Genomic DNA, 23,429 nt, shown 5'->3' on the forward strand with positions numbered 1-23,429 from the left:
CTCTGTCCTACCGGACAGAGGGGCAACCGCATATTCCGCTGCGTAATTGTCTTCTCGAAAAAACTACTCACCGCGCCTTCGGCGTCGCCAGCACATTCCTGATCGCAAAACTCGAATGAATCCGCGAAACACCCGGCAGCTTCGACAGAATCTCCTTATGGATGCGCTCGAAATCGCCCGCACTTTCCGCCTCACATCGCAGGAAATAATCCGACCCGCCCGTCATCAGGTAACATTCGCGAATTTCTGGATAACGCCGCACCGCGTTCTCAAACCTGTTGAGAAAATCCTCCGTCTGGCGGTCGAGCGTGATCTGCACGATGACCGAGATCACCTCGCCGCCGGCAAGGCCGCTGGTCAGCGCCGTATAGCCCCGGATGATACCCTCCCGTTCCAGAATATCGACCCGGCGAAGGCAGGCAGAGGCCGAAAGGCCGACTTCCGCAGCAAGTTTCGCATTGCTGATGCGGGCATTGAGCCGGAGCAGGCGGATGATGTGGCGGTCGGTCGCGTCGAGTGACGACATAGAAAATTCCAATATGACAATGAAAGTTGCGTAGTTTGCATTTTTATCGCATCTTATTCGAACAATAGCCAAGAAATTCGACAATCGTTGCAATACTCTCATATGATAAAAATGAGGGTGAACGACCATGGACATGCAGATCAGCCGCCAGCATGCAGCGGGTGGTGCAAGCGGCCATCTGACCATCGATCTTGGCGCATTGCGCGATAATTATCTCGCGCTTGCGGCAATGGCACCCACATCGCAGACGGCAGCGGTCGTCAAGGCTGACGCATACGGCCTCGGCGCGGATATCGTCTCGCAGGGGCTGTTTGACGCGGGCTGCCGGAATTTCTTCGTCGCCCATATCGATGAAGCGCTGGCGCTCCGGCTGCGTCTTTCAGCGGAAGCGCGGATTTTCGTCCTCAACGGGCTTCAGCCCGGTAACGAAACCTCCTGCGCAGCCATGGCCGTCACACCGGTTCTGAATTCGCTCGAGCAGATCGCCCAATGGGCGGCCCACGCCAAAAATCTTGGCAAGACATTACCCGCCGCAGTGCAGATCGACACCGGCATGTGCCGTCTCGGCCTCTCTCCCGAGGAGCTTGAAGTCCTCGCCTCCCGGCCGCAACTGCTTGATGGTATCGACATCGCCTTCGTGATGAGCCACCTCGCCTGCGCCGACGAGCCGGATCACCTCTCCAATGCCGCCCAACTCTCTGTGATGCGAAAAGCCGCTGTCGCTTTTCCTGATGTATCCGTCTGTTTTTCCAATTCCGGCGGCATCTTTCTGGGCAACGACTATCACAACTCCCTGCTACGCCCCGGCATCGCGCTTTATGGCGGCGCGCCCTCCGTTACCCGTCCCAACCCGATGAAACCGGTTGTCCGGCTTGATGTCGCCGTTATTCAGACCCGCGACGTTCCCGCCGGATCGCTGGTCGGTTATGGCGGCTCATTCGAAGCGGCCAGGCCGACGCGGCTTGCGACGATCGCTGCTGGTTATGCCGATGGCCTGCCGCGATCGCTCAGCAATCGCGGTGCGGCATGGTACAATGGCGTTCGCCTGCCCATTGCTGGTCGCGTTTCAATGGACAGCATCATTCTCGACATATCCGCCCTGCCCTTGGGAACATTGACGCAAGGCAGCTTCGTGCAGATGATCGGGCCTGACCAGACGCTGGAAGACATTGCCGAGGACGCGGGCACGATCGCCTATGAAATCCTGACCGGCCTCGGACGCCGTTACCGCCGCAATTATATTCAGCCGGGCGAAACCCCGGCCGTCGCTTCAACATCTGTGAGCCATAAGTGAGACGATCATGAACGTCACTATCCTCGGAGCCGGCGTCGTCGGCGTGACCTCCGCCTGGTATCTGGCCAAAGCCGGACACAAGGTGACGGTGATCGACCGCCAGCCGGCCGCAGCACTTGAAACCAGCTTTGCCAATGCCGGCGAGGTTTCCCCCGGCTATTCCTCGCCATGGGCCGCGCCCGGCATTCCGATGAAGGCCATGAAATGGCTGTTCATGAAACATGCCCCGCTCATCATCCGCCCGACCGCCGATCCGGCGGCGTGGCGCTGGATGAGCCAGATGCTGCGCAATTGCACATCGGCGCGTTATGCCATCAACAAGAGCCGCATGGTGCGCATTGCCGAATATAGCCGCGATTGCCTGATGGCGCTGCGCGACGAAACCGGGATAGAATACGACCAGCGCATGCAGGGCACTCTGGAGGTTTTCCGCACCCAGAAGCAGTTCGATGCCATCGGCAAGGATGTGGACGTGCTGACGGCAGGTGGCGTGCCTTTCGAAATTCTCGACCGCGAAGGCTGCGCCGCCATCGAGCCTGGCCTTTCTCCTTCCAGGGAAAAGATCGTCGGCGGCCTGCGCCTGCCCGGTGATGAAACCGGCGACTGCTTCATGTTCACCACCGAACTTGCGCGCATGGCTGAAGAGGCGGGTGTCACCTTCATCTACGATACCGGCATCATGCGCCCCATCGTCGAGGCAGGCCGTATCAAGGCCGTGGAGACCACCAAGGGGCTGGTGGAAGCCGATATTTTCGTCGCCGCGCTGGGCAGCTATTCCCCGCAATTCGTCCGCCAGCTCGGCCTTACCCTGCCGGTTTACCCGGTCAAGGGCTACTCCATCACGGTTCCGATCGTGAAGGAGGAACGCGCGCCCGTTTCGACCGTGATGGACGAAACGTTCAAGGTGGCGATCACCCGGCTCGGCTCGCGGATCCGCGCCGGTGGCATGGCGGAAATCGCCGGTTTCAGCAAGGATCTGCCCGCAGCAAGACAGGAAACTCTGGCCCATTCGGTGGAAGACCTGTTCGGCGGCGCAGGTGACCAGAGCAAGGCGAAATTCTGGTGCGGCCTGCGCCCGATGACGCCGGATGGTACGCCTGTCATCGGCGCCACCCGCTACAGCAATCTTTATCTCAACACCGGCCACGGTACGCTTGGCTGGACCATGTCCTGCGGCTCGGCCCGTGTGCTTGCCGATCTCATCAGCGGGAACAAGCCCGAGATAGACACGCACGATCTGGCACTCAGCCGTTACGCAGCCTGAAGTGCGACATGGCGCTTATCCCCGTCTTAAGGGCGGGGATGGTGGCCGCTCAAAGTGCCAGTGCATCCTTCAGCGCCAATCCTTCCTTCATGCGAAGGTCGAGATCGGCCTCGATGTGATCGAGGTGCTGCAGCATCAAGGCACGGGCCTTTGCCGCATCCTTCGCCTCCAGTGCATCGAGCAGGTCGGCATGATCGTTGTGGCCGCAGCTTGAAACGCCCGAGCGCCCGTAGAGCGCGATAACCAGCGACGAGCGGGCGACCAGTTCGTCCATGAATTTTTCGAGGATGGCATTGCCGGCAAGCGAGGCCAGCATCAGGTGGAAATCGCCTGATGCCTTGATTTCCGCGCGCCTGGCGTGCGGGCCGCGCTCATGCTGGTGGCGGCTTTCCTGAACCAGATGCTCTCTCAGCTGCTTCACCGCCGCAGGCGTGATCTTTTCGATTGCGGCGTCCAGAACGCCGGGCTCGATCAGCCGGCGCGACGCAAAGACCTGCCGCGCTTCGTCCGGTGTGGGATTGGAGACAAAAGCGCCGCGGTTGCGCTCGGCCTTGACCAGTCCTTCGTAAGCCAGCATCTGAAGAGCCGCCCGCACCACCGTGCGGCTGACATCGAACAGCGTTCCCACTTCCGATTCCGACAGCTTCGTTCCCGGGGCAAGCCGTCGGTCGACAATGGCGTCGCGCAGCGTATCTCGAATAGCCTGGGCACGGTCTTCGTGGGATGAATCGGAATTGACGGTTATATGGGCAAGGCTCATGGAATTGTCCTGTTTGAACTTGAGTTCTAGCGCGAAGCGCGGCTTGCGCAAACAGGAATTGCGAGCTGTCGCCAGCCGCCACAATTCATTCAGCGCCCGTTCAGCAGGCGCGCTATATTTCTTTAACCATCGAATTTGCAACTGGCAGCGCCCTGCCATCCGGATGGAAGAAGATCATGTCGTCCTTTGCAGCTAAAACCGTTCTGGCTATCGCCGCCGCCGCCGCCACCATCGTGCCCTTCAACAGCGCATCCGCCGATGACTGGGGCCGCCGCGACCGTCGCGATGCCGCTATTCTGGGTGGCGTGCTTGGCCTTGCCGCCGGTGTCGCCGTTGGCTCAGCCCTTTCCCGCCCGGCACCGGTAGACGACGAGCGCGTCTATATCGACCCGCCGCGTCGCTATGAACCGAGCTATGTGTACGAAGAGCCGGACTACCGCTATTATCAGCCACAGCCGCAGCCCGTTTATCGACCCGCTCCGGTCTATCGTCCGGCACCGGTTTACCGTGCCCAACCGGTCTATGACAATAATTCCGGCTACTACCAGCAACGCCGTACCTACCGCACCATCGAGCCGTGGACGAACGCCTGGTACGATTATTGCTCGCAGCGTTATCGCAGCTTCAACGGCCGCTCCGGCACTTATGTCGGCAATGACGGCCAGCGTCATTTCTGCGTAGCGGGTTGATCTGGGACAACGTCTGCGCAGTTATCGCTGTTAATAATCAGGCCGCGGACGGAAACGTCCGCGGCTTTTCATTAAGTGTCGCCCCAGATCCTGCGGCACCTCAAGCAGCGCCGCTTTTCACATAATCCGCCCGGTTGATGCCGTGACGTTGCAGCTTGTCGTAAAAGGTCTTGCGGGCAATGCCGAGTGTCGCAATGGTTTCGGCCACGTCGCCATTAGATTGCACAAGCGTTTCGCGAATGATCTGCGCTTCTATTTCATCCATTCGCTCCGGCAGGGTGCCGGAAGCCGGAATGCTCGATTGCGAAACAGTCGTGGTGGCCGCATCCATCTCCAGCCCCAATACTACCCTTTCAGCGAAATGCCCGAGTTCGCGCACATTGCCCGGCCAGTCGTAGTCGTTAAGGCGGCGGGAAACGCCGGCGCTGATCTGCGGCACCGGCATGTTGAATCGGTTGGCGGCCTTGGTGACGAAGTGCGAAAACAGCAGCGGAATATCCGCCTTGCGTTCGCGCAGCGGCGGTATCGACAGCGTCACCACATTCAGCCGGTAATATAGGTCCTCGCGAAACGTGCCACGCTCGGCCGGGTCGCCGAGATCCACCTTCGCCGCCGCCACCACGCGAATATCGACCGGTCGCTCCTCATTTGAACCGAGTGGCGAGACCTCGCGCATTTCCAGAACGCGCAACATCTTCACCTGTACGGCAAGCGGCATGCTTTCGATCTCGTCGAGAAACAGCGTGCCGCCGCTTGAATGTTCGATGCGACCAACGCGTTTTTTCTGCGCACCGGTGAAAGCACCCGGCTCATGGCCGAAAAGCTCGCTTTCGATCACCGTTTCCGGCAGCGCACCACAATTCAGCGCCACAAAATTGCCCCTGGATCGCTTCTTGCTCCAGCGATGCAGCGCCGTTGCCACCACTTCCTTGCCGCTGCCCGTCTCACCTGCCACCAGCACGTCTACATCCGTATCAGCAATGTGCCGGAGCGTGGTGCGCAGGCGTTCCATGGCGGGCGTCTGGCCAATCAGCGGCAAATCGTCCTCGGCTTGAGCACTCGCCCGGCGAAGCGCGCGGTTTTCCAGCACGAGGCGGCGCTTTTCCAGCGCGCGGCGGGCGCTTTCAACCATGCGTTCGGCGGGGAATGGTTTGGCGATGAAATCATAGGCGCCGTTGTGAAGGGCATCGACCGCCATCGGCACATCACCGTGGCCAGTGATGAGGATAACCGGCAGATCGGCATCAATCCTGCGGACATGGTCGAAGAACTCAAGCCCGGTCATGCCGGGCATGCGAACATCGGTGATGACGACGCCGTCGAAATCCTCGTTGAGCGCTGCAAGTGCCTGTTCGGCGCGGGAAAAGGAGGTGACGGGCAATCCGTCGAGTTCCAACGTCTGCACCATCGCCTTGCGCAGCTGGGAGTCGTCATCCACCAGAAATATGGTTCCACCTGCCATCATGTCATGCTCGCTTCAGATATACGGAAAAAGACGTGCCTGCCTCGCTGCTCGTTACCTCAATCCGCCCGCCATAGTCGGAGGCGATATCGTTGGAGATGACGAGACCAAGGCCTAGGCCGCTTTCCTTGGATGTATTAAAGGGCGAAAAAAGTTGGGCGCGGATCGCTTCGGGAATGCCGGTCCCATTGTCGCTGACCGAAAGCAAGACCATGTCCCCTTCCTCGCGCACCCGCACCTCGACACGCGCCGCATCAATCGCTTCAGTGGCTTCCAGTGCGTTTTGCAGAAGGTTGATGAGAATTTGCTCGAGCCGGATGCGGCTGCCAAGCACCTTCAGGTCCTGATCCGGCAACACGATATCAAGTGCATCCATCTGTCCGGAAAAACGACTGCGCAACAGCATCACCGCGCCTTCGATGACCAGTTTGAGACTGACCGGTTCGGCAGCGGTGCGGCCCTTGCGCGCCAATATCTTCAGGTCGCCGGTAATCGTGCCGATGCGATCGGTCAATGCCGCGATGTTTTCGAGATTTTCGTTGGCCTCCGCCATGCGGTCGCGTTTCAGCAGGGTGCGGGCATTGTCGGCAAAGGCGCGAATCGTCGCTACCGGCTGGTTGATTTCGTGGGCAACGCCCGCCGCCACCTGCCCTAGAATGGAGAGACGGTTGGCCTGCACCAGCTCGTGCTGCACGTTGCGCAATTCACCTGTCGTCTTTTCGTGCAGGGCAATTTCCGCCTGAAGATGGTCGCGGGTCCTCGTCAGGTCACGGGTGCGCTCCTGCACCTTCATTTCCAGCTCGGTGCGGGCGCGCTGCTCCTCTTCCTTTTCCCTCAGCGCCTTGTGCCTGCGCCACAGCCACAGAGCCGAAAGCGCCATAAGCGGCATCAGCGTTGCCAGCGCCACCACCCTGCCCTCGCGAATGGCGGCGTTCAGCGCCGGTGCCACCGGCTGCAGATAATGCAGTGTCCATGAGGTCGTCGGCACCGGCGTTTCCAACCGCAGATAATCGCCGCGCTCACTTGCCGGGTCATCGACACGGACGAGCGGAACGCCGTCGCTCGAGAGTCGCGCCATCCGGAACGGCAGCGTCGTAAGCGCCTCGTTACCGAATTGCAGGCTTTCGGAAATGGCTTTGCGTCGCGCCTCGTCAATCGGCGCTACGGTCTTGAAGCGCCAATCCGGCACGCTCGTCATCAGCACGACGCCGTTCCTGTCAACCACATAGACCGGTTTGCCGCCGATGTTCCAATCCGCCTCCAGACGGTTGAACTCCACCTTGGCGATGACGACGCCGAGCGGCCGACCGTCTGCGGCATCGATGCGGCGCGAGATATAAAGGCCCGGCCGGCGGCTGACATTGCCAAGCGCATAATGTTCGGACATGCCGGTATTCATCGCCGCCTGAAAATACTCGCGGAAGGCATAATTGGAGCCGACGAAGCTGTCGGCCTGTCGCCAGTTACTCGAGGCAATTGTCAAGCCGGTCGGTCCGGTCACGTAGATGACAGAGGACTGCGTACCTTCGATCAGCCCCTCCAGCTTGCGGTTCAGCCGGTCAATGGCAGGCGCGCCACCGCCATCCAGCGCAATCGCAAGGTCGGGATCGCCGGACAGAACCAGCGGAATGGCGCGCGGCCGCTCCAGCGCAACATTCAGAAGCGCGATCTTGAGTTCGGCATCGGTGGAGGCCTCGGACGCGGCGGTGCGTATTGCCTGGTTTCGCGCAAAGTCATCGGCAACCAACAGAACTCCCAGGCTGACGAGCAGCCACAAGCCCGCCAACGCCAGCCATTGAGCGCGCCGTCGTGCCTGGGAATAAGAGGCCTGATCTTCTTGGGTCATGCGGCAATTGTGCGGATTTACACACAGACCGCAAGAGGTTTTGTCCGGATATCCGCACATACACCGGCGAGCTGATACGGCGTCAATAAAAAGTACTTTGTAAATCAGCCAGTTACACCAAATAAGCAAGTCTGGCATGCGTATTGCACATGACTCCTCAATCGGCGCGAAGCCGTCAACGACACGGCGATCCCGGGAGGCCAATTAAGGCAGGGTGAGGCCGAGGAGGAAAAAACATGATCGATACAACAACCGTGGCGGCAGGCCACGCCAAGCAGCCATTCTACAAGCACCTGTATTTCCAGGTTCTGGTCGCCATTATCGCCGGTATCGCACTTGGCCATTTCTATCCGGCCTTTGGCGAACAGCTGAAGCCGCTCGGCGACGGCTTTATCCGTCTCGTCAAGATGATCATCGCTCCCGTCATCTTCCTCACTGTCGCAACCGGCATCGCCGGCATGAACGATATGAAGAAGGTTGGACGCGTGGCCGGCAAGGCCATGATCTACTTCCTCGTGTTCTCCACCCTCGCGCTCATTGTCGGCCTCATCGTCGCCAACACTGTGCAGCCGGGCGCCGGCATGAACATCGATCCGGCCACGCTGGATGCCAAGGCCGTCGCGACCTACGCCGACAAGGCCCATGAGCAGACCATCACCGGCTTCCTGATGAACATCATCCCGACCACCATCGTCGGCGCATTTGCCAGCGGTGATATCCTGCAGGTGCTGTTCTTCTCCGTGCTGTTCGGCATCGCGCTCGGTATCGTCGGCGAAAAGGGCAAGCCCGTCACCGATTTCATGCATGCCATGATGTATCCGATCTTCAAGCTGGTCGCGATACTGATGAAGGCCGCCCCCATCGGTGCCTTCGGCGCCATGGCATTCACCATCGGCAAATACGGCATCTCGTCCGTCACCAACCTCGCGATGCTGATCGGCACCTTCTACGTCACATCAGCACTGTTCGTGTTCGTGGTCCTCGGCGCTGTCTGCCGCTATAACGGCTTCTCGATCGTCGCGCTTATCCGCTACATCAAGGAAGAACTGCTGCTGGTTCTCGGCACCTCGTCTTCGGAAGCCGCCCTGCCGGGCCTGATGAGCAAGATGGAAAAGGCGGGCTGCAAGCGCTCCGTCGTCGGTCTCGTCATCCCCACCGGTTATTCCTTCAACCTCGACGGCACAAACATCTACATGACGCTGGCTGCCCTCTTCATCGCACAGGCGACCGGCATCCACCTCTCCTTCGGCGAACAGATCCTTCTGCTGCTCGTGGCCATGCTCTCCTCCAAGGGTGCTGCTGGCATCACAGGCGCTGGCTTCATCACGTTGGCCGCAACGCTCTCCGTCGTGCCGTCGGTTCCGGTTGCCGGCATGGCGCTCATCCTCGGCATCGACCGCTTCATGTCGGAATGCCGCGCACTCACCAACTTCGTCGGCAATGCGGTCGCCACCATCGTTGTTGCCCGCTGGGAAGGTGAACTGGATCAGGAACAGCTCGCCCGCGTTCTCAGCGGCAAGGAAGAATTCACCGGCATCGCCGATGTGGATTCGCTTCCGGGTGCGGTTCAGCCCGCCGAATAACACGACCTCCCAAGGTCCAGCCTGTCCCGGTTCGTCCGGGCAGGCTCTCGAATGAAGGCCGGCGCATCAGATCGATGCTCCGGCCTTTCATCGTTTGAAGCCCTTCCAACCGTCGAAAACGGTTTTTATCGCCGTGCGGATGTTATAGGCCAGATCGAGCGAGAACGAATGCGAAAAACGGAGTAGGCCCTTATGAAGAACCTGTTTCTGGCCTGGCAATTCTGGGCGCTGCTATCGGCGGCCTTTGCGGCATTGACTGCGATTTTTGCGAAAATCGGCATCGAAAACGTCAATTCCGATTTCGCCACCTTCATACGCACCATCGTCATTCTCGCTGCCGCTGGCCTGATGGTTTATGTTACCGGCAACTGGCAGCAGCCCTCCACCATTTCGGCGCGTACCTGGACCTTTCTCGTGCTTTCGGGGCTGGCGACCGGCGCATCTTGGATATGTTACTTCCGGGCGCTGAAAATCGGCGATGCCGCCCGCGTCGCCCCCATCGACAAGCTCAGTGTCGTGTTCGTCGCCGTCTTCGCGGTTCTGTTTCTGGGGGAACGGCTGTCGCTGCCCAACTGGCTGGGTGTGGTGCTAATCGCCTGCGGCGCGGTGCTTGTGGCATACCGGGGATAAGGCAAGCCCACAGCGGTGCCCGGCCGGACGAACCGGCCGGGACATTCGCAAAGTCATCAGGCACGTGCGGCCGCAACCTTGTCCAGTCCCCGCTTAACGCCAGCGAACAGCTCATCAAGCTGCTCGGCCGTGATGATTAGCGGTGGGCAGAAGCAGATCGATTCGCCGATCGGACGAGTAATCACGCCCTCATCCTCAATGCCGGCGGCAATGGCGAGCGTCGCATCGCCCGGCTTCGTACCTTCCCACGGCTTTATCTCCAGCGCGCCAAGAAGACCGACGCCGCGCGAGGAATGTACCAGCGGATGGTCGGAAAGCGCTTTCAGATGATCGAGGAACTTGCCTTCCAGCCTCGCGACATTACCGACCAGATCGCGCTCCTGAATGATCTTCAGGTTTTCGAGACCGACGGCCGTCGCGACCGGGTGGCCGGAGGCGGTATAACCATGACCGAAGGAGCCGATCCGGTCGGATTCGTCTGCGATCGGCTGGTAGAAACCGTCATTCATGATGATCGCCGACAGCGGCATGTAGGATGAGGATATCTGCTTGGAAACAACAAGCACATCCGGCTTGATGCCGTAGGTCTCGCAGGCGAACATCTTGCCGGTGCGGCCGAACCCGCAGATGACCTCGTCCACGACAAGCAGAATGTCGTATTTCTTCAGGATCGCCTGCACACCTTCCCAATAACCTTCAGGCGGCAGAAGAACCCCGCCGGCACCCATCACCGGCTCGCCCCAGAAGGCGGCAACGGTTTCCGGGCCTTCGCTGAGGATCAGATCTTCGAGTTCCTTCAGAATACGCGCGGTAAAATCCGCCTCGCTTTCACCTTGCTTGCCGAAGTGCACATAGGAGGGGCAGGCCGTATGCAGCATGCGGTCCAGCGGCAGGTCGAAGCTTTCATGGTTGCGCGGCAGGCCGGTGATCGAGGCCGAGGCAATCGTCACGCCATGATAACCCTTGATGCGGCCAATGATCTTCTTCTTGTCCTTTTTGCCCAGCGCATTGGAGCGATACCACACCATCTTGGCAACGAGATCGTTCGCCTCCGATCCCGAAGACGTGAAATGGACCTTCGACATCGGCACTGGTGCAAGCTCGATCAGCAACTCGGCAAGATCGACCGACGGGCCGTGCGTCTTGTAGGAAAAGGTGTGGTAATAGGGCAGCTTCTGCATCTGCTTCGTCGCAGCGTCCACCAGTCGCTGTTCACCGAAGCCAAGCGCCACAGACCAAAGCCCTGCCATCGCCTCGATATAACGCTTGCCGCTGCTGTCGGTCACATAGATGCCTTCACCACTTTCGATGACCAGACCACCGGTCTTTTCGAATTTACGCAGATTGACGTTTGGATGCATCTGGTAGGCGATATCGCGTGCCTCGACGGAATTCGGCAGAATGGTCATGGGATAAAGGCTCCGTTTCGGTTGGATGGGCTGAAGCGTCAGACGTGCTGGCCGCCATTGATGAGAATTTCTGCGCCGTTGATGTAGCTCGACTGCTCCGAGCAGAGGAAGTAGATGGTCTGCGCCACCTCCGCCGTGGTGCCTAGCCGCCCGAGCGGGACCTGCGCTTCCACGAGTTCAGCGGTTCCGGGTGAAAGTATGGCGGTGTTGATTTCGCCGGGCGCTATGGCATTGGCGCGCACGCCGCGCGGGCCGAATTCATGCGCCAGCTCCCGTGTCAGAGCTGCAAGTCCCGCCTTCGATGCGGCATAGGCGACGCCCGCGAAAGGGTGCACCCGCGAGCCGACAATGGAGGTAACGTTGACGATGCAGCCTTTTGCCGCCTCCAGTTCCGGCAGAAGCGCACGGGCAAGAAGCGCCGTCGAGACGAGATTGACGTTGAGCACCCGCGTCCAGATCTCCGCCGTTGTGTCGGCAACGCCAAGGCGGCTACCGCCTTCGCCCTTCGGCGAGATTCCGGCATTGTTGACGAGTGCGGCCAGCTTTCCTTCCGGCAGGCGCGAGCGCACCTCGTCGGCCAGATCGTCGATGCGGGACAGGTCCTCCAGATCGGCCTGGATATGGCTTTCGCGCGCAGATGGCCAGCGGCATTCCTCCGAAAAGGGTTGTCGCGATACGGTCAGGATTCTCCAGCCTTTTTCCTGAAACAGCTTGACGGTGGCATGCCCTATTCCGCGGCTCGCACCAGTCAAAAGCATAAAAGGAACAGCCATGAAAGAACTCCTTTGCCATGCGAACCGTTGAGCCGGTCGCGCATTCAGCCCGCATGTTAGAGTGCTGCGACCCGCTGACAAGGGCTATTTTGTCGCGGTGCACGAATGGTTGCCGCGTCACGGGCTAATCCCATTTGATATAGGCCTTTCACCCGAAGGGAATATTTGAAGCCGGCCATTTGCTCATAAAATGCAATCTCCCGAATCTGTGATCCGTATTGGGAGGGGGACGAATGCGTATCGACATCATCGACACCGACGCCGGCTTCGAGGCAATCCGGCAAAACTGGGAAACGGTGTTCATGGCCGATCCCCATTCCCGACACTTCCTGTCCTGGGGCTGGCTGCGGGATTACATGCCGCGCCGCAAGCGCTGGTTCATCCTGGCGCTCAGGGAACGTCCCGAAGGCTCGCCCTATGTGGCATTTTTTCCGCTGCGCATCGTCACCGAACCGGACAAGAGAACCGGCCGCTTCCACGACAGCATCGTCATGGCTGGCAATGCCGCGGCGGATTACACCGGCTTCATTACCCTGCCGGAATATGAAAATAACGCGGTTGCCGGTTTCTGTTCCTATATTCGGCAGCAGAACTGGACCGAACTCAAGCTCGACTATCTTTCCGGCCCACCGGAGCGGCGCGACACGATGATCCGCGCGCTTCAGGGGCCGCTCGTCATGTTTCGCGACAACATGCCGACCAACCCCTATAACATCAACAATTGCATCTGCCCGGTCGTGGCCCTGCCGGACACGTTCGACTCCTATCTCGACAGCCATATGAGCAGCCAGTCCCGGCAAAAGCTCCGGCGCTTCATGAGGAAGGTGGAAGGCGGTGACGAATACCGCATCACCTTCGCAACGAGAGAAACAATCAAGCGGGACATGGGCATCCTGTTCGATTTCTGGCGCATCCGCTGGGCGCCCCACAAGGGCAAGGAGCGCACCGAACTGTTGATCGGTGCAACACGGCAAATGCTGATGGATGTCTATATACGCGGCGATCTGGAAGTGCCGGTCCTCTGGTTCGGCGACCAGCCGCTCGGCGCGCTTGCCAACATCATCGACCGGCAGAAAAAGTCGGTATTGTTCTACATCACCGGTCGTGACGAGAACTGGAAGACCCCCTCACCCGGCCTCGTGCTGCACGGACACTGCATCCGCAGGGCGATCGAACAGGGTTTCAAGACTTATGATTTCCTGCGAGGCAACGAGCCGTACAAATATTTCTTCGGCCCGGAGGAGCACAAGCTCAGCTGCACGCTGTTCCGCACCCGCTCGGGCGACAATCTCGGCGGCAAGCTCCACACGCGCAGCATACGCTTCGTCTACGAAGAGGGCCTCAAACTTTACAAGACGGGCAAGAAGGCGGCCGCCAACATCGCCTTTTCCCAGGTGCTGTCAGCCGCGCCCGATCACCTTGGCGCACAATTCGGGCTGGCCAATCTGACCTTCGACCGCGGTGAATTCCGTGAGGCGGAAATCGCTTTCCTCGGTCTCCTCGGCAGCGGTCAGGACCCGGTTCTGCTGTGGATGCGCATAGGCGAAGCGCGGTTGGCGCAACGACAATATCATGAGGCGTCCGAAGCATTCCGTCAGGTGACCAATCGCGCCCCCTTCCACCGCGAGGCGCTCTACAAATGCGCCGTGGCGCTGATTGCGGCCGAAAGAACGATGGAAGGCGCCGAAATCCTCGACAGATTGCAGCATTACCATTCTGACGACGCTACGCATCTGGAATATGCCGAAAAGGCGCGCGCAGCCCTTGCCCGGCTGGAACTGAGAAAGGCCAGGATTCCGCTGCCTGCCGATGTCATCACGCTGAGCGCCAGGCCAAAATCGACGGGCAAGCGCTGGCGTCCGCCAAAGGTTTTGCATTGAACGTAATGACCTGTAAGTTGCGGCAGAAAAAATCGGCCGGACGACTTGCAAGGGTTTTTTATGTTTCTGACCAACAAGGATATGCTTGACCTCATCGAGCTGCGCCATGATCTGCACCGCCATCCGGAAATTTCCGGCGAGGAGAAGGAAACAGCGCGGCGTATTCGCGATTTCCTCGAGCAGGCAAAACCGGATCGGATGTTCACCGATCTGGGTGGTCATGGCGTGGCAGCGGTCTATGACAGCGGCAAAAGCGGTCCGGTAGTCCTCATCCGCTCGGAACTCGACGCTCTGCCCATTCAGGAAAAAACCGACGCCGAATACCGCTCCGGCACAGATGGTAAGGGCCATCTTTGCGGCCATGACGGTCATTCCACCATTCTGACGGCGCTTGCACTTGGACTTTCCAGAAAGCGCCCGGAAACCGGCAGCGTCGTACTGCTCTACCAACCGGCGGAAGAGACAGGTGCGGGCGCGGGCGCCGTCATCGCCGATCCGCGCTTTGGCGAGATGAAGCCGGATTATTCCTTTTCTCTTCACAATCTTCCAGGCCTGCCATTCGGCCATGTCAGCGTGGTGGAAGGGCCGGTCAACTGCGCATCACGCGGCATCAAAATCCGCTTCTCCGGCAAGACCGCGCACGCCTCCTCACCGGAGCATGGCGTCTCGCCGATGCGGGCGATATCTGAGTTGATGCCGGCTTTGACCGATCTCGGTTCCGGCTTTCCACCGCAACCCGATTTTTCGATGGTGACAATCACCCATGCCGTGATGGGTGAAGCGGCCTTCGGCATTTCTCCGGCAGATGCGGAAATCTGGGCGACGCTCCGGACGCTGACAGACGACCGAATGGAAAAACTCTGCGCGGATGCGGAAGCGCTGGCAGAAAAGGTGGCCGAAGAACAGAAACTGACACTCGATATCGCCTATGACGATGTTTTCCTGCATTGCGAAAATGCGCCGGAAGCCGTCGACCATATCCTGCGGGCGCTGACTGCGGAGAAAATTTCCCACGGGTCGGAAGGTTTGCCGATGCGAGCCTCCGAGGATTTCGGAAGGTTCCGCGCCGTCTCGTCATCGGCCATGTTCTTTTTGGGTGCAGGCAAGGACTATCCCAACCTGCACAATCCCGACTACGACTTTCCGGATGGGCTGATCGATATCGGCGCACGCATCTTCATGCGCATCATCCGCAACCTCACCGACGCGGGGTAAGCAACGGCAGCCCATTGCCGCCCAACGCCATCAGCCGCCCTGGGGCCCTCTGCTCGGCCGGGCGGCACGGACCGCTGCCAGTCCCCTGATGCCCTCCTTATCGCCAATGGACGTCAGACTTTCGAAAATCTGCGCAGCATCGGCGTAGCGGTTCATGGCAAGATAGGAATAACCGCGCAATACCATGAGATCGGTGCGCTCATCGGCAAGCCGCGCACGCTGATCAAGCAGGAGAAGCGTTTCCGCATAACGTTTGGACTGGAAGGCGGAAACCGCCCTGTCGGCCAGGATTGAAACCTGCAACTCAGTCGCGCGCGGGCGGTCCATGCGCGATTTCGTCGCCGAGACAGCGGCATGGTCCGTCAGCCCCATGCGCAGATAGGCAAGGCTCTGGCCATAGGCCGCATCGCTTTTAACAGTCGGCTGGCCGCCGGCAATGGCGGATTCGAAAGCCTTCAGGGCTTCCGCCGGCCGGTTGGTCTCCATCAGGCACCAGCCGAGATCAAGCGCCTGCTGTGCGGGCAGGCGCTGGGGATCGGGATAGACCGCGCAGGAGCGTGGACGTGACGAGGCACTTACGGTCCTCTGCGTCTGCGCTGGCAGACGCGCCTGCTTGCGCGAAGGTTCCGGAGCCGGCTGCTGGACAGACGGCTGGCTATAAGCCACCACTGTCTCAGGCTGCGGCGCATAGGGCGCGGGTGCCGTTGTCTGGGAAGCTGTGGCGACAGGCGGTGCGGTGACGGGCGCTATCTGCTGCGCGGACTGGTCCACCATACGTGCCGTTCCCACATCAGCGATGCGTTGCGAGCGGCTTGCCCATTGCTGCTGTATGCTGCGCAGACCGGCGAGATTGCGCAGATCGTGATAGCTGACTGCCATGCCATAGGCCGACGGTTCGTCATCGGCTTTCCAGCCAAGCGCAGTGCTGAACCATTGCAAGGCGAGCGGCGTCTGCCGGAAAGCAAGCGAATACCAGCCGAACTGCTGCGCGGTCGCCGCATCCTTGCGAGTTATTGTTTCAGCGGCGATGCGCTGCAGCACATCCGGCGGCAGGACCACAGGCGGCTCAAGCGCCAGAAGATTGGCTGTCGCGGCAAGATAGGTCGCAAGCCCGTCGTCCGAAGCGGTGCGCCACTTATACATGACGTCCTCAGCTTCACGTGGCTCGTTGCGGTCGATCAGCGCCAGCGCCAACCCCTGTGATGCAGACGCGCTGTCTTCCTCTTCCCGCGCCTTGCGAAACCACTTTTCCGCCTCCGCCATGTTCTTCTGGCGGATATTGTACCAGCCGAGCAACAAGGCATCGCTTGCAAGCTTGTCGGTCTCGGCAAGCCTTTCAAGCCGCATCAGATAGGCGGAAGGAACGGAAATTCCCTCCTTCTCCCCTGCCTTGGCCACGAACTGGCGGGCGAGATCGTTCTTGACCGGTTCGAATTCCAGCTGACCGTCTGCGTTGGGCTTTTCCTTGGCAAGCAAATCGCCGATCATCTCCGCCGGCAAAAGCGCGGACGCCTTCTGCACCGTGGCGAGCCTGTCGCTTGGCGTCGTGCAATTGTTGAGAATGTAGAGATAGGCGTCGCGCGCCCGTCCCATGCGGTCGGTATTGGCAAACGCATCGGCAACCCGCCACAGGACATCCACCTCGCTACAGGTCAGCAGGCCGGGATTGCTGGCGGCCGCGTCCACCACTGTCGAATATTGCTTGAGATCGGAAGCGTTGACGAGCCGCTGGCGAGCCTCGGCGAGGGAAAGCATGCCGGTCAGATTGTCGGGAGGCTGCCAGCCGGGTTCCGCCTGCTGGCGGTCGGCGATCGCCTTTCTGACCTCGGCGTAACGGCCGTCGCTATAAAGCTGCCACATGGCATCGAGCCGGGGATCGCCGTTAACGGGAATGGCGAGCGGATCGGCAGGCGGTGTCCAGTTGGGATAAAGCGTGCGCAGCCTCGCGATTTCGGCCTGAAGCCGCTGGGTATCGCCCTTGGCCGCGAAATAGCGCAGCGCGCTGAGATCGACCTCGGGCATGTCTGATGACGCCGGCTGGGTCTGGCGGGGTGCGGGCGCCTGCGCCATTTGGGGCTGCGATATCTGTCCACCCGTCTGTGTCTGCGTAACCGGCGGTTGCGGATCAGTCGCCGGCACCGTTACCGCTGGCGTCACGGGTTGGGTTAGCTGCGCCATCTCGCGATTTTTAAGGAACGCGTTGATCTGGGCCGGATTGGCTGCCGCTGGAGAAACGCGCTGCGCCGCACGGTTGTCGCCAACCGCCGAAGTATGAATGTCCGATACACGTCCGAGAATGGTGTCGCGCCAGTGGAAGGCGGCGAGAGCAATCAGAAGCAGGATGAGAGCCGAGGTAGACAGCGGTTTGTTCATCGGCACTCCCCGTTATTCCTTGCCAGAAACGACAATGCCAGAAGATGCAATGTAGAAGGATAATAAAGCGTTGGCTGAAAGCCTTTCAGTTCGGCAGGCACAGCCGGGCCGCCGCCGGCGCAGGCCGCGAGCGCCGGAATGATGCGATAACCGGGATCCGACAGAACGTCCTTGACCGCGCCGCTCTTGAGATCGAAGGTTCCCGCAGCACCGCTTTCCAGCGTCATGCCGTTTTTCAGGCGGTCAAGCAGCTCCGGCGAGCCCATTTTCGCCCTTGCAAGATAAAGCGGAATCCGCACTGCATTGTAACCAAACTCGGGCGGAAACGCCGATGCCGGTTGCGGTTTCGTCTTCATCGACACCCAGTCGGCGGGCAGTTTCCTGTCGCTGAAAGCAAACGTACCGATCTGCGCCACGCCGTCGTCGGCAAGCGCCTTCCAGAGTGGCGATGGTGCGACGAGATTGAGGACCGGAAATGCTTCGAAAATCAGATAGGAAGGATTGACCACCGGGCCGTCGCCCCGGTCAACCTCGCCAAAGCCGCTGGCGGCGGGCAAAAGCAGCGTTCGCCCGCCGCGCTGAACGACAGTTTTCTTGAGGACGGCCGATGCGATGGCCGCCGATGCCTCGGCATAGTCCTGCCGGTTCCACTGCGCGGCAGCCAGCGCCAGCGCGTAGGCAATCAGAATATCGCCATCCGTGGCATTGTTGATGTCAGTCACATGCGGTCTGGTTCGCGGATCCCATTTCCACGCTGAGAGATCGTCGTCGCGCACCAGGAGTTCCGTGCGGGTAAAACTCCATATCAGCTCGAAGTCGGCAATGTTCTCTGAAAGAACGGCAAGCCACATGCCGTAACCCTGGCCTTCGCTATGGCTGATATTGCCGTTACCGGTATCGATGATGCGCCCGCCGGGATCGAGAAACGCACTTTTATAGGCCGACCAGGCCTCAGGCGAGACAGATGCGGCGCGGGCAATCGAGATGCTTGAGATCAACGCCATCAGCGACACGCAGAAAATGCCGGCAAGTCTAAAAATCCCACGCCTCATCGGTGTCGCCCCATCATACGCAGCATCGCGAAGGTGGCAAAGCCCAGGAGCGACACGAACCCGATGAATGCCAGCGAATAGGAAAGAACATTGGAAGACAGCCAATTAGCAGCGATCAACCTCCAGTTCGAGAGGGAAAACGCCCGCGTGACGTAGAAATACGGCTGCCCCACCTCGACCGTTTCGATCTTTTCTGCACCGGCATCGTAAGCTGCGACCCGCCCGGTGACGTCGCGCCAATGGTTTTCACGCACCATCGAAGACATGCCGTCACGAAGCTCCGCCGACGTCGGGGCGGTAGCCAGCGTCCAGACCCCTTCGCCGGAAGGGCTTAGACCCTGCACCAGCATGAAGGAGACATTGCCGGGCGGCGCATAGGGCTGCTCGGCCGCCGGCAGGAAACGCAGCGTATCGGAACTCAGATCAAAATTCCGCTTCATCCACTCCTCAAAGGAGGAAACCTGGCCTTGCCAGATGCCGCCGTCCACCCGCTCTCGCCAGTCATTAAAGAGGGTTTCGCTGTTCTGCGCAGGCGGCTGAACGCCCGTTCCCATTTTCCAGGATATCTGGCTGGAAGGGACAAGATTGAACTGGCTAATCAGCGATTGCGGGAATTGCGAAATCGTCCCGACGAACAGGGCGTCACGGTCCCCGATCACCAGCGGCGATGCGACGGTCTCGACATTGATCGGATATCCAGCGGCGCTTGCCAGCCGGCTGACCAATGTCGCCGCCGCCGACATGGTGTCGGTATCGAAACGATCAAGCGACAATGCGACGGGATTTGCGGCAAACCTGTAGGGCTGCCCGGCACCGGACATCGCGGCGAGATCGGGCTTGCGACCGATCTGCGCGTAATCGGGAATATGGATTTCCGATGTGTCGAACAGGGCAAAACGCGGGGTCGTGCTGGCCGGCGCTCCCGGCGCGCAGACCTGATCCTGCGCCGTCATCAACACGGCCTCGATGGTGATCTTGTTCGGGCCAGGCTTGAAGTGGCGCATCGTCACATTGATGGGCAGATGCCGGAAAATGCCGCCACCATTGTTGGAGATCGGCACGGTCGAGGCGATCTCGTCATTGACGTAGATGTCTATATGGCTACCGGGCAGCACCTGCGAGGAATAGGCGGCATCGAGCAGCATGGCCGCCTCGCCATAGGCCGATGCATAAAAGTCGGCGGGCATGCCGACGTAGAATTCGTTGCGGAAACGCCGTCCACCAAATTCGCTGCTCTCAAGCCCAAGCTCGGAAAGCGCGATGCGACGGTCCGACATGACGAGCGGTACATCCGGCGCATGCCAGCTGCGGGTGGAAAAGGTCGTTCTCTGGGCACCGGGCGTACGCGAGATCGAGGAAAACAGCGTCTCAATCGCCGCCTGTACCGCCTGCGGGGTGGGACCGCTGACGAAGAGCGGCGAGAGGCCACCCGGTTCAGTTGTATCGAAGCCGGCAAAAGCACCCGCCGACGCCTCGGGCGGCACCGCGCCGGTGAAGCCGGCAATCTCGCGTGCGGTGCCGACAAGAACTACCAGCGTTCCCGCCTTGCGTTCGGCGGAGGGTGCTGCCACGAAACGGATCGTCTGGTTCGGCATCTGGGTTCGGAGTGCCAGAGCCTGAGAAAGGCGCAGCAGCGAATCTGCAAATGCCGGATTGCCGAGCGCAGGTGCAACGATCTCGATCGACGTTGCCGCCTTGGCGTCCGGACCGGTTGCCTGGATATCGTCGATATTGGTGAAGTTGCCCGCGACATCGGCGTTAAAGCCGATATAGGTGTTCGCCGGATTAACATCGGTCCACAGATCATAAGTGGACTGGATCGTGCAATCGGTTCTGTGGCGCTGCTGCACGCCAAGCGTCACGACATTCGCGCCCACCTGCAGGACACCGGGTGGAATTTTCAAGGAAACATTGCCCTCACCGTCGGGCGCCTCAATGCGCGCCGTATCCAGCGGAACATTGTTGAGGCTGACCTGGAAATTCGAGTCTTCCGGCGCGACCACGATGGCGTTCTGATAACCGATATTCAGCGAAACGGCGGCATTCACCTGCTCGGGCGTTAGATAAATGCTCCACTGCCGCCGATCCATTTCGCCGGAAAGGCTGAGCTTTTCGTAAGGCAAGATGTACCGGCGACGGCTATCCGCCGCGGGTGACGATGCCTGAACGGGTGCGGGTCTCGCCTGACCCTGCGGCGGCATGGATACGGGTGGCGTCAGCGGCCGCAGCGGCGGTTGCGGCGCAGGTGCGGGCTGCATTACCACAGGAGGCTGGCCCACTGCAGGCTGGGTCGATTGCTGGGCTGGCTGCGGCTGGCGCGGTACAGCTGGGGGAAGTGTCGGCGGCAGCACAGGTGCCGGGGCTGTCTGTGCAGGCTTCTCCGGCGACATGTCGAAAGGTGAGGACTGCGCCATCGCACCGGTTGCGACGACACCCAACATCAGTGCTGTCAGTGAACTCCTGATCGTTTTACCGCCGGTCATTTTACAACTCCGGCAGGTTTGACGGTTTTGGAGGCGGGCCGGAGCGCCTTGGCCAGATAGAACAGGCCGCGCTGCGTCTGGAACAGAGATATCGCCAGAAAGATCGCCGTGCCTCTGATGAGGCCGGGGTTCTTGCGGCGCACGCGCTGGAACTCGCTCCATTGCTCGGAATTGGCGAAGATCAGGTCGGCGATCAGGCGATGATCGATGGCGCGCTGCGGCGAGAATGTGCAGCCTATGGAAATGAAACCGTCGCTCCGGACCGTGCGGACCACATTGATGGCCATGGTTTCCGGCACGCCCTCGCTATGAGGCTTCACCCTAATGATCGCTGTCGTGTTCTTTTCGATAGCGGTGGTGCTGTCGAAAAGATTGATCAGCAGGCCATGCACCGACACGTTGTCGATGGAGGCCGGTACCCATGCGTCGCTACCCTCAAGCTTGACCTCGCAGCGCCGCTTGACGGTGATGCGCCGCGACGCCGATTTTTCGCCGCGCTCGGAGACGACGCCAAGCGCACATCCCGCGAAAATGAGGTTGAGCAGGTTCCACCCGCCGACGACGAGTGTGACGTCCGCCTTGTATGGCTCTGCATAGATGCGCCAAATGGCAAAGGCCATCGCAACCAGCAAAAGTGCGAAAATGACGAAGAACGGGCGGCTGATTTCCGAAAGCCGCGCCTCGGCGATGGATTCGTCCTTCGCCGTCACCTTAAAGGTCGGCTTGCCGGGATTGAAGATCACCGACACGACGGCTGGCAGAAGGTGGACCGTCTGCACATATTCGTAGAGTTCAGAAATCCACGGCCAGCGGAAGCTGCCATAGAGATAGTTCTGCATCATCAGGTTCACGAGCATATACGCGGCCGTATAAGCCAAAAACTCGCCGCCGGAAGCCACGAAAATCTGAAGATCGAAGAACAGGTAGAACAACGGCGCAAACAGGAAGATCGTGCGCGGGAACGGGAAAAGCCAGAACAGCGTCGACGACATGTAGCAAAGACGCTGCGTGAAGGAGAGACCACGGCGGAACAGAGGCTGGCGAAAGATCAGGATCTGCATCATGCCCTGCGCCCAGCGGCTACGCTGGCCGATGAAGCTTGCGAAGGTGGCCGGTTGCAGCCCGGCGATCAGGGGCTTGTCGACATAGACGCTGTTCCAGCCGCGCGAATGCAGCGCGAGCGCCGTTTCGCAGTCCTCGGTGATGCTGACGCCGCTGAACCCTTCTGTATCCAGCAGTGCCTCGCGCCGCAGCACGGCGGCGGAACCACAGAAGAACGCACCGTTCCACTTGTCGAGACCGCGCTGGATGATGCCGTAAAACATCTCGTTTTCGCTCGGCATCGTCTCGAAGGTGCGCAGATTGCGCTCGATCGGATCGGGATTGACGAAGAAGTGCGGCGTCTGCACCAGGAAGAGCCGGGGATCTTCCTCGAAATAGCCCACCGTTTCCAGAAGGAAATCGCGCGCGGGCGCATGGTCGGCGTCAAACACCGTCACCAGTTCGCCGGTGGAATGGGCGAGGCCGTTATTGAGATTTCCGGCCTTGGCGTGGACGTTGCGCTCGCGCGTCAGATAACGCACGTCGAGGTCCTCGCAAAGCTTCTTCAACTCCTCATGGCGGCGCTGTGCCGCCTGCGCCTCGACGATATTGCTGGCATTGCGCTTCTGCACCGAGCCGCCATCGTCCAACAGCCAGACGGTGAACTTGTCGGCCGGGTAATCCATGTTCTTGGCCGCCGCCAGCGTATTGGCGAGAAGCTCCGCGTCCTCGTTGTAACTCGGCACGAAAACATCGACCGTCGGCCGGTAATCGGGCGAGCCAGGCCGAGTCTTTCGGGAAGGCAGCGGCATCGACACGATGACGAGGCTGAGACCCAGCATCACGACGCTGTACATTTCCGCGAGATAAAGCAGAAAGCCGGGAATGAAGTTTTCGAGCTGGTTGACGGGCGGCAGCGTGCTCGTGGTGCGCCAATAGACATAGCGAAGCACGATGGCCGTGCCGAAACCAAGCGCCACGAGCCGCCAGGCTCCCTGCCCGTTGAAACTCTTTATTGTTGCGAGAAGGACAAGCGAGATCGCCGTGGCGACCAGGTGCGTCTGCAGGCTGACCGGCATCGTGACGATGGCCAGAACGCAAAGCGACACAAGAAACCAGACAATGATTGTGATGGCCTTGTTCATCCCG

The 23,429-nt window shown here is 60.2% G+C and carries 17 protein-coding genes; 7 read left to right on the forward strand and 10 right to left on the reverse strand.

What is annotated here, in order from left to right; all coding sequences use genetic code 11:
- Positions 1-67: 67 nt before the first annotated feature.
- Positions 68-526 (reverse strand): Lrp/AsnC family transcriptional regulator, encoded by a 459-nt coding sequence (locus AB4Z23_RS04885; RefSeq protein ID WP_003500727.1) that lies wholly within the window; start codon positions 524-526, stop codon positions 68-70.
- Positions 527-653: 127 nt separating this feature from the next.
- Between AB4Z23_RS04885 and alr the strand changes: the two genes are divergently transcribed.
- Both alr and AB4Z23_RS04895 read left to right on the forward strand, forming a co-directional pair.
- Complete coding sequence (gene alr, locus AB4Z23_RS04890; protein WP_065687749.1) at positions 654-1,820, forward strand: alanine racemase; 1,167 nt, start codon at positions 654-656, stop codon at positions 1,818-1,820.
- 7 nt (positions 1,821-1,827) lie between these two features.
- Positions 1,828-3,084 (forward strand): D-amino acid dehydrogenase, encoded by a 1,257-nt coding sequence (locus AB4Z23_RS04895; RefSeq protein ID WP_065687750.1) that lies wholly within the window; start codon positions 1,828-1,830, stop codon positions 3,082-3,084.
- Positions 3,085-3,133: 49 nt separating this feature from the next.
- Here the strand turns inward: AB4Z23_RS04895 and AB4Z23_RS04900 are convergent, their stop codons facing one another.
- Positions 3,134-3,844, reverse strand: coding sequence for a GntR family transcriptional regulator (locus tag AB4Z23_RS04900; protein WP_025595694.1), 711 nt, complete (start codon positions 3,842-3,844; stop codon positions 3,134-3,136).
- Positions 3,845-4,020: 176 nt separating this feature from the next.
- Here AB4Z23_RS04900 and AB4Z23_RS04905 point away from each other — a divergent pair, with 176 nt between their 5' ends.
- Complete coding sequence (locus AB4Z23_RS04905; protein ID WP_065687751.1) at positions 4,021-4,533, forward strand: BA14K family protein; 513 nt, start codon at positions 4,021-4,023, stop codon at positions 4,531-4,533.
- Positions 4,534-4,633: 100 nt separating this feature from the next.
- Here the strand turns inward: AB4Z23_RS04905 and AB4Z23_RS04910 are convergent, their stop codons facing one another.
- Together AB4Z23_RS04910 and AB4Z23_RS04915 are read right to left on the reverse strand one after the other, a co-directional pair.
- On the reverse strand, positions 4,634-5,998 hold the full coding sequence (locus AB4Z23_RS04910) for a sigma-54-dependent transcriptional regulator (RefSeq protein WP_065687752.1): 1,365 nt from the start codon (positions 5,996-5,998) through the stop codon (positions 4,634-4,636).
- 1 nt (position 5,999) lies between these two features.
- Positions 6,000-7,841: a sensor histidine kinase gene (locus AB4Z23_RS04915; protein ID WP_035199441.1), complete on the reverse strand. Its 1,842-nt coding sequence runs from the start codon at positions 7,839-7,841 to the stop codon at positions 6,000-6,002.
- Positions 7,842-8,077: 236 nt separating this feature from the next.
- Here AB4Z23_RS04915 and AB4Z23_RS04920 point away from each other — a divergent pair, with 236 nt between their 5' ends.
- Complete coding sequence (locus AB4Z23_RS04920; protein ID WP_013761559.1) at positions 8,078-9,424, forward strand: dicarboxylate/amino acid:cation symporter; 1,347 nt, start codon at positions 8,078-8,080, stop codon at positions 9,422-9,424.
- A 192-nt stretch (positions 9,425-9,616) separates the two neighbouring features.
- The gene (locus AB4Z23_RS04925) at positions 9,617-10,054 is read left to right on the forward strand and encodes an EamA family transporter (RefSeq protein ID WP_019564660.1); all 438 of its coding nucleotides are present in this window, start codon (positions 9,617-9,619) and stop codon (positions 10,052-10,054) included.
- A 56-nt stretch (positions 10,055-10,110) separates the two neighbouring features.
- Here AB4Z23_RS04925 and AB4Z23_RS04930 read toward each other — a convergent pair whose 3' ends face one another.
- On the reverse strand, positions 10,111-11,463 hold the full coding sequence (locus AB4Z23_RS04930) for an aspartate aminotransferase family protein (protein WP_003510848.1): 1,353 nt from the start codon (positions 11,461-11,463) through the stop codon (positions 10,111-10,113).
- A gap of 38 nt (positions 11,464-11,501) precedes the next feature.
- On the reverse strand, positions 11,502-12,236 hold the full coding sequence (locus AB4Z23_RS04935; RefSeq protein WP_003510849.1) for an SDR family NAD(P)-dependent oxidoreductase: 735 nt from the start codon (positions 12,234-12,236) through the stop codon (positions 11,502-11,504).
- 233 nt (positions 12,237-12,469) lie between these two features.
- Between AB4Z23_RS04935 and AB4Z23_RS04940 the strand changes: the two genes are divergently transcribed.
- A complete protein-coding gene (locus AB4Z23_RS04940; RefSeq protein ID WP_113291561.1) occupies positions 12,470-14,116 on the forward strand; it encodes a GNAT family N-acetyltransferase in 1,647 nt (548 codons plus the stop codon).
- Between the two features lie 60 nt (positions 14,117-14,176).
- A complete protein-coding gene (locus AB4Z23_RS04945) occupies positions 14,177-15,331 on the forward strand; it encodes an amidohydrolase (RefSeq protein ID WP_112391221.1) in 1,155 nt (384 codons plus the stop codon).
- Positions 15,332-15,361: 30 nt separating this feature from the next.
- On the opposite strand, the gene AB4Z23_RS04950 is transcribed toward AB4Z23_RS04945, so the two are convergent.
- The 4 genes from AB4Z23_RS04950 to bcsA are packed head-to-tail and all read right to left on the reverse strand — an operon-like array spanning position 15,362 to position 23,425.
- Positions 15,362-17,704, reverse strand: coding sequence for a cellulose synthase (locus tag AB4Z23_RS04950; protein WP_441360013.1), 2,343 nt, complete (start codon positions 17,702-17,704; stop codon positions 15,362-15,364).
- On the reverse strand, positions 17,701-18,756 hold the full coding sequence (locus AB4Z23_RS04955) for a glycosyl hydrolase family 8 (protein ID WP_441360014.1): 1,056 nt from the start codon (positions 18,754-18,756) through the stop codon (positions 17,701-17,703). Before AB4Z23_RS04955 ends, AB4Z23_RS04950 begins: the two co-directional genes overlap by 4 nt.
- Positions 18,753-21,239 (reverse strand): cellulose biosynthesis cyclic di-GMP-binding regulatory protein BcsB, encoded by a 2,487-nt coding sequence (locus tag AB4Z23_RS04960; protein WP_113291562.1) that lies wholly within the window; start codon positions 21,237-21,239, stop codon positions 18,753-18,755. The genes AB4Z23_RS04955 and AB4Z23_RS04960 overlap by 4 nt, the downstream gene beginning before the upstream one ends.
- Positions 21,236-23,425: a UDP-forming cellulose synthase catalytic subunit gene (gene bcsA / locus AB4Z23_RS04965; RefSeq protein ID WP_038494060.1), complete on the reverse strand. Its 2,190-nt coding sequence runs from the start codon at positions 23,423-23,425 to the stop codon at positions 21,236-21,238. The genes AB4Z23_RS04960 and bcsA overlap by 4 nt, the downstream gene beginning before the upstream one ends.
- Positions 23,426-23,429 lie beyond the last annotated feature (4 nt).

The sequence above is a fragment of the Agrobacterium sp. MCAB5 genome, from assembly GCF_052114365.1.
GTDB lineage: Bacteria > Pseudomonadota > Alphaproteobacteria > Rhizobiales > Rhizobiaceae > Agrobacterium > Agrobacterium tumefaciens.

Bases quoted from the DNA above. Each gene is read 5' to 3' on its own strand.
- AB4Z23_RS04960 (WP_113291562.1), bottom strand. From the start codon at position 21,239: ATGACCGGCGGTAAAACGATCAGGAGTTCACTGACAGCACTGATGTTG.
- AB4Z23_RS04895 (WP_065687750.1), top strand. From the start codon at position 1,828: ATGAACGTCACTATCCTCGGAGCCGGCGTCGTCGGCGTGACCTCCGCC.
- AB4Z23_RS04915 (WP_035199441.1), bottom strand. From the start codon at position 7,841: ATGACCCAAGAAGATCAGGCCTCTTATTCCCAGGCACGACGGCGCGCT.
- AB4Z23_RS04925 (WP_019564660.1), top strand. From the start codon at position 9,617: ATGAAGAACCTGTTTCTGGCCTGGCAATTCTGGGCGCTGCTATCGGCG.
- AB4Z23_RS04885 (WP_003500727.1), bottom strand. From the start codon at position 526: ATGTCGTCACTCGACGCGACCGACCGCCACATCATCCGCCTGCTCCGG.
- bcsA (WP_038494060.1), bottom strand. From the start codon at position 23,425: ATGAACAAGGCCATCACAATCATTGTCTGGTTTCTTGTGTCGCTTTGC.
- AB4Z23_RS04910 (WP_065687752.1), bottom strand. From the start codon at position 5,998: ATGATGGCAGGTGGAACCATATTTCTGGTGGATGACGACTCCCAGCTG.
- AB4Z23_RS04900 (WP_025595694.1), bottom strand. From the start codon at position 3,844: ATGAGCCTTGCCCATATAACCGTCAATTCCGATTCATCCCACGAAGAC.
- AB4Z23_RS04950 (WP_441360013.1), bottom strand. From the start codon at position 17,704: ATGAACAAACCGCTGTCTACCTCGGCTCTCATCCTGCTTCTGATTGCT.
- AB4Z23_RS04920 (WP_013761559.1), top strand. From the start codon at position 8,078: ATGATCGATACAACAACCGTGGCGGCAGGCCACGCCAAGCAGCCATTC.
- AB4Z23_RS04935 (WP_003510849.1), bottom strand. From the start codon at position 12,236: ATGGCTGTTCCTTTTATGCTTTTGACTGGTGCGAGCCGCGGAATAGGG.
- AB4Z23_RS04945 (WP_112391221.1), top strand. From the start codon at position 14,177: ATGTTTCTGACCAACAAGGATATGCTTGACCTCATCGAGCTGCGCCAT.
- AB4Z23_RS04905 (WP_065687751.1), top strand. From the start codon at position 4,021: ATGTCGTCCTTTGCAGCTAAAACCGTTCTGGCTATCGCCGCCGCCGCC.
- AB4Z23_RS04940 (WP_113291561.1), top strand. From the start codon at position 12,470: ATGCGTATCGACATCATCGACACCGACGCCGGCTTCGAGGCAATCCGG.
- AB4Z23_RS04930 (WP_003510848.1), bottom strand. From the start codon at position 11,463: ATGACCATTCTGCCGAATTCCGTCGAGGCACGCGATATCGCCTACCAG.
- AB4Z23_RS04955 (WP_441360014.1), bottom strand. From the start codon at position 18,756: ATGAGGCGTGGGATTTTTAGACTTGCCGGCATTTTCTGCGTGTCGCTG.
- alr (WP_065687749.1), top strand. From the start codon at position 654: ATGGACATGCAGATCAGCCGCCAGCATGCAGCGGGTGGTGCAAGCGGC.